The sequence below is a fragment of the Methylobacterium sp. E-066 genome, from assembly GCF_022829635.1.
Lineage (GTDB): Bacteria > Pseudomonadota > Alphaproteobacteria > Rhizobiales > Beijerinckiaceae > Methylobacterium.
The window spans coordinates 1-4,560 of sequence record NZ_JAKSYO010000004.1; the positions used below are offsets into that span (position 1 = coordinate 1).

The following is a 4,560-nucleotide window of genomic DNA, read 5'->3' on the forward strand; positions in this document are numbered from 1 at the left end:
AGACGATGCTGGCGCGGCTCCGCGCCGTGGTGACCGAGGCGAACGCGGCGGCCGGCAACGTCTCGGCGGGCTCGCAGGAACTGTCGTCCTCGGCCGAGCAGCTGTCCCAGGGCTCCACCGAGCAGGCCGCCTCCACAGAGGAAGCGTCCGCCTCGGTCGAGGAGATGGCGGCCAACATCAAGCAGAACGCCGAGAATGCCAGCCAGACCGAGGCCATCGCGCGGCAATCGGCCCAGGATGCCGAGGCCAGCGGCGTCGCGGTCGGGCAGGCGGTCGATGCCATGCAGACCATCGCCCAGAAGATCACCATCGTGCAGGAGATCGCCCGCCAGACCGACCTCTTGGCCCTCAACGCCGCCGTCGAGGCGGCGCGCGCCGGCGAGCACGGACGGGGCTTCGCGGTGGTGGCATCCGAAGTCCGAAAACTCGCCGAGCGCAGCCAGGCGGCGGCCACCGAGATCGGCACGCTGTCGGCCGATACCGTCAAGGCGGCCCAGCAGGCCGGTGAGATGCTCGGGCGTCTGGTGCCGGACATCCGCAAGACCGCGCACCTCGTGGAAGAGATCTCGGCGGCGTGCCGGGAGCAGGATGTCGGCTCGACGCAGATCAACCAGGCGATCCAGCAGCTCGACAAGGTGACCCAGCAGAACGCCAGCGCCTCTCAGCAGGTCTCGGCGACCTCGGAGGAGCTGGCGACCCAGGCCGAGCGGCTGCAGGCGACGATCGCCTACTTCCGCATCGACGAGGCGGATGCCCGGATCGACGTGGCGGCGACGCAGCTGCGGGCGACGGCGGCCCGGATGGGCGCGCCGGCGGCCGCTCCGGTCAAGGCGAAAGTCCGCACCGGCCGGGCTCTCCCGGCCTCGGGCGGCGGCTTCGCCCTCGAAATGGGCGACGGCGACGCCCGCGATGCCGAGTTCATCCGCGCCGCCTGAGCGGCCGACCGAGCACCGAGGGCGCCGTCCCGGATCTGATTTCCGGGATGGCCCTCGCACCAACCGACCTGCGCCCATGGGCGCAGCCACGATCCGATCCGCATCCGGGTTCGCCCGGACCACACCAGCCGCAGGGTGCTCCCGACCGAGATCCCCGCTTCGAAGGACAAGGCCATGAACATGCTCGACAACATCTCGATACCGCGAAAGCTGTTTCTGGCCTTCACGCTGATGCTGCTGGTCGGCCTCGGCATCAACGGCGTCGTCTACTGGAAATCCTCCGAGATCCGTCAGTCGGTGAACTGGACGGACCACACGATCAAGGTGATCGACGCCGCCGACCGCGCCCTGTCCGGCATGGTCAACCAGGAGACCGGCTATCGCGGCTTCCTGCTGTCCGGGGATGCCAAGTTCCTGGCGCCCTACCAGAAGGGCTGGGAGACGTTCAACACCGCCTGGCGGCAGGCCAAGGAGCTGACCTCCGACAACCCGGCCCAGCAGGAGCGGCTGGAAAAGATCCACCGGCAGGCCGAGGCCTGGCACAACGGCGTCGCCGAGAAGGGCATCGCCGCCATGGCCAGCCCCGAGACCCGCGAGGCCGCGCGCCAGACCGAGATCGCCGGCGCCGGCAAGGAGGCCATGGACGGCCTGCGCGCCGAGGTCGCCGATTTGGTCGGCGTCGAGAACACGCTGATGCGCACCCGCCAGGACGCGCAGAACGCCGCCTTCGATACCTCGACGCAGATGATCCTGCTCGGCATCGCGGCCAACCTGGTGATCGCCGTCGGCATCGGCCTGCTTCTGGTCCGCACCGTGGCGAAGCCCGTGACCGCGATCAGCGCCCGCCTGGCGACCCTGGCGACGCCGTTCGAGACCGGGCGCCTCGACGAGGTCGGCCGGATCCAGGGCACCGCCCAGGCGGTGGAGCAGGCCTTCCGGGAGATCTCGGAGGTTCTGGCAGCCGCCTCGGTGGGCGACTTCACCAAGACGCTGTCGAAGGATTTCGGCGGCCTCAGCAGCGAGGTCCAGGCCAATCTCCGCGCCACCACCGACAACCTGCAGGTGCTCGCCGGCGTCGCCACGGCGATCGCGGCGGGCGACCTGACCGTCGAGGCCAAGCGCCTGTCCGACAAGGACGTCCTCGGCATCGCCCTGGAGCAGATGCTGGACAAGCTCCGCGCCGTGGTGACCGAGTCCGCCACCGCCGCCGGCAACGTCTCGGCGGGCGCGCAGCAGCTGTCGTCCTCGGCCGAGCAGCTGTCGCAGGGCTCGACCGAGCAGGCCGCCTCCACCGAAGAGGCCTCGGCCTCGGTCGAGGAGATGGCCGCCAACGTCAAGCAGAACGCGGAGAATGCCAGCCAGACCGAGGCGATCGCGCGGCAATCGGCCAAGGATGCCGAGGCCAGCGGCATCGCGGTCGGACAGGCGGTGGAGGCGATGCAGACCATCGCCCAGAAGATCACCATCGTGCAGGAGATCGCCCGCCAGACCGATCTGCTGGCGCTCAACGCCGCCGTCGAGGCGGCCCGGGCCGGCGAACACGGCCGCGGCTTCGCGGTGGTGGCCTCGGAAGTGCGCAAGCTCGCCGAGCGTTCGCAGGCTGCCGCGGCCGAGATCGGCACGCTCTCGGTCGACACCGTGAAGGCGGCCCAGCAGGCCGGTGAGATGCTGGGGCGGCTGGTGCCGGACATCCGCAAGACCGCGCTGCTGGTGGAAGAGATCTCGGCGGCGTGCCGGGAGCAGGATGTCGGGTCGACGCAGATCAACCAGGCGATTCAGCAGCTCGACAAGGTCACCCAGCAGAATGCCAGCGCCTCTCAGCAGGTCTCGGCGACCTCGGAGGAACTGGCGACCCAGGCCGAGCGGTTGCAGGCGACCATCGCCTACTTCCGCATCGAAGACACCGGGGCACGGATCGACGTGGCGGCGACGCAGCTGCGGGCGACGGCGGCCCGGATGGGCGCGCCGGCGGCCGCTCCGGCCAAGGCCAAGCTCAGCAAGGCCCGCGGCAGCCGGGCCGCCGCGGCCCCGGGCGGCGGTTTCGCCCTCGACATGGGCGAGGGCGACGCCCGCGACGCCGACTTCATCCGGGCCGCCTGAGCGGCCCCGCTTCCCGCGCGGGACTCAGCCCGCGCGGCGCAGTTCCAGTTTCATCCAGCAGGCTGACCCATGCGTTTCACGATCCGAGCCAAACTGGCTCTGAGTTTCGGTCTGATCCTCGTCCTTCTGGGCGGGGCCGGCTACCTCGCCATCGCGAGCCTCGGCGCCTCCAACGAGCGCATGCAGGCCTTCGCGACCGGTCCGTTCGCGCAGGTCCAGCGCGTCCTGCGCGTCGAGACCATGGCGGTCGAGGCGGCGCGCATCATGAACCGCACCCTGCTGGAGCCGACCGATGCCGGGCGGGCGCAGCTCACCCTCGATTTCAAGGCCCAGGACGGCCGGTTCCGGGCACTCCTGGCGGAGTTCATCGACCGGGCCTCGCCGGAGGAGCGAGCCCGGATCAAGACCCTGCAGGATCATTGGAACAAGCTGAACGAGATCGCCGCCAAGAGCCTGGAGTTGTCGGCCAAGAACGGCAACAACAATGCCATCGCCATCGCCGGCAATGAGCAGATGGCCGCCTACGGGGCCGTGATGGCCCGGATCGAGGAACTGGCCGCCCGCCCGGACCTGTCGGTGGAGAACCGCCGCCTGGTCGACGCGATCGAGCTGCGGGTGACCCGCCTCCTGGCCGAAATCTACCGCGAGGTCATGATCAGCGACGACGCGATGCTCGCCAAGTTCGCCAGCGAGTACCAGGAGCATCGCCGCCAGCTCAATCAGGATCTCGTCCGGCTCACCGAGGCCGGCCGCGCCGACGGCTTCCTCGACGGGGTCAAGGCGATCGCGGCCGCGGTCAAGACCTGGGAGCCGATCGGCGAGCGGATCTTCACCCTCGGCCTGGCCAACACCGACGCCAAGGCCCTGCTGATCATCGTGGGTCCGTTCACCCAGGCCCGGGCGGCGGTCACCGACGAGGCCGCGAAGCTGCGCGCCTACGAGGAGGACGTGGCCCAGAACTTCGTCCGCGATACCCAGGCCGCCTACGAGACCACCCGGCTGCTGCTCGTCGGCGTCATCGCCGGCGCGGTGGCGATCGGGCTCGCCATGGCGATCTGGCTGTCGCTCTCGATCTCCCGGGGTCTGAATCGGGCGGTCGACGCCGCGAGCCGCGTCGCCGAGGGCGACCTGAAGCAGGACGTGGTCGCGTCCAGCCGCGACGAGATCGGCGACCTGCTGCGCGCCGTCCAGGCGATGAACCTGAAGCTGCGCGAGGTCGTGGGCCAAGTCATCCTCGCCTCGAGCAACGTTTCGGCCGGCTCGCAGGAGCTGTCGTCCTCGGCCGAGCAGCTGTCGCAGGGCTCGACCGAGCAGGCCGCCTCCACCGAAGAGGCCTCGGCCTCCATGGAGGAGATGGCCGCCAACGTGAAGCAGAACGCCGAGAATGCCAGCCAGACCGAGGCGATCGCGCGGCAATCGGCCAAGGATGCCGAGGCCAGCGGGGTCGCGGTCGGGCAGGCGGTCGACGCCATGCAGACCATCGCCCAGAAGATCACCATCGTGCAGGAGATCGCCCGCCAGACCG

The 4,560-nt window shown here is 70.1% G+C and carries 3 protein-coding genes; all 3 read left to right on the top strand.

Translation table 11 applies throughout. From position 1 onward, the window contains the following. On the top strand, positions 1-935 hold a 935-nt coding region (locus MKL20_RS00020; protein WP_244034966.1), incomplete at its 5' end, for a methyl-accepting chemotaxis protein. A 174-nt stretch (positions 936-1,109) separates the two neighbouring features. Further along, positions 1,110-3,035 (top strand): methyl-accepting chemotaxis protein, encoded by a 1,926-nt coding sequence (locus MKL20_RS00025; RefSeq protein WP_244034967.1) that lies wholly within the window; start codon positions 1,110-1,112, stop codon positions 3,033-3,035. A gap of 69 nt (positions 3,036-3,104) precedes the next feature. After that, on the top strand, positions 3,105-4,560 hold a 1,456-nt coding region (locus MKL20_RS00030; protein WP_244034968.1), incomplete at its 3' end, for a methyl-accepting chemotaxis protein.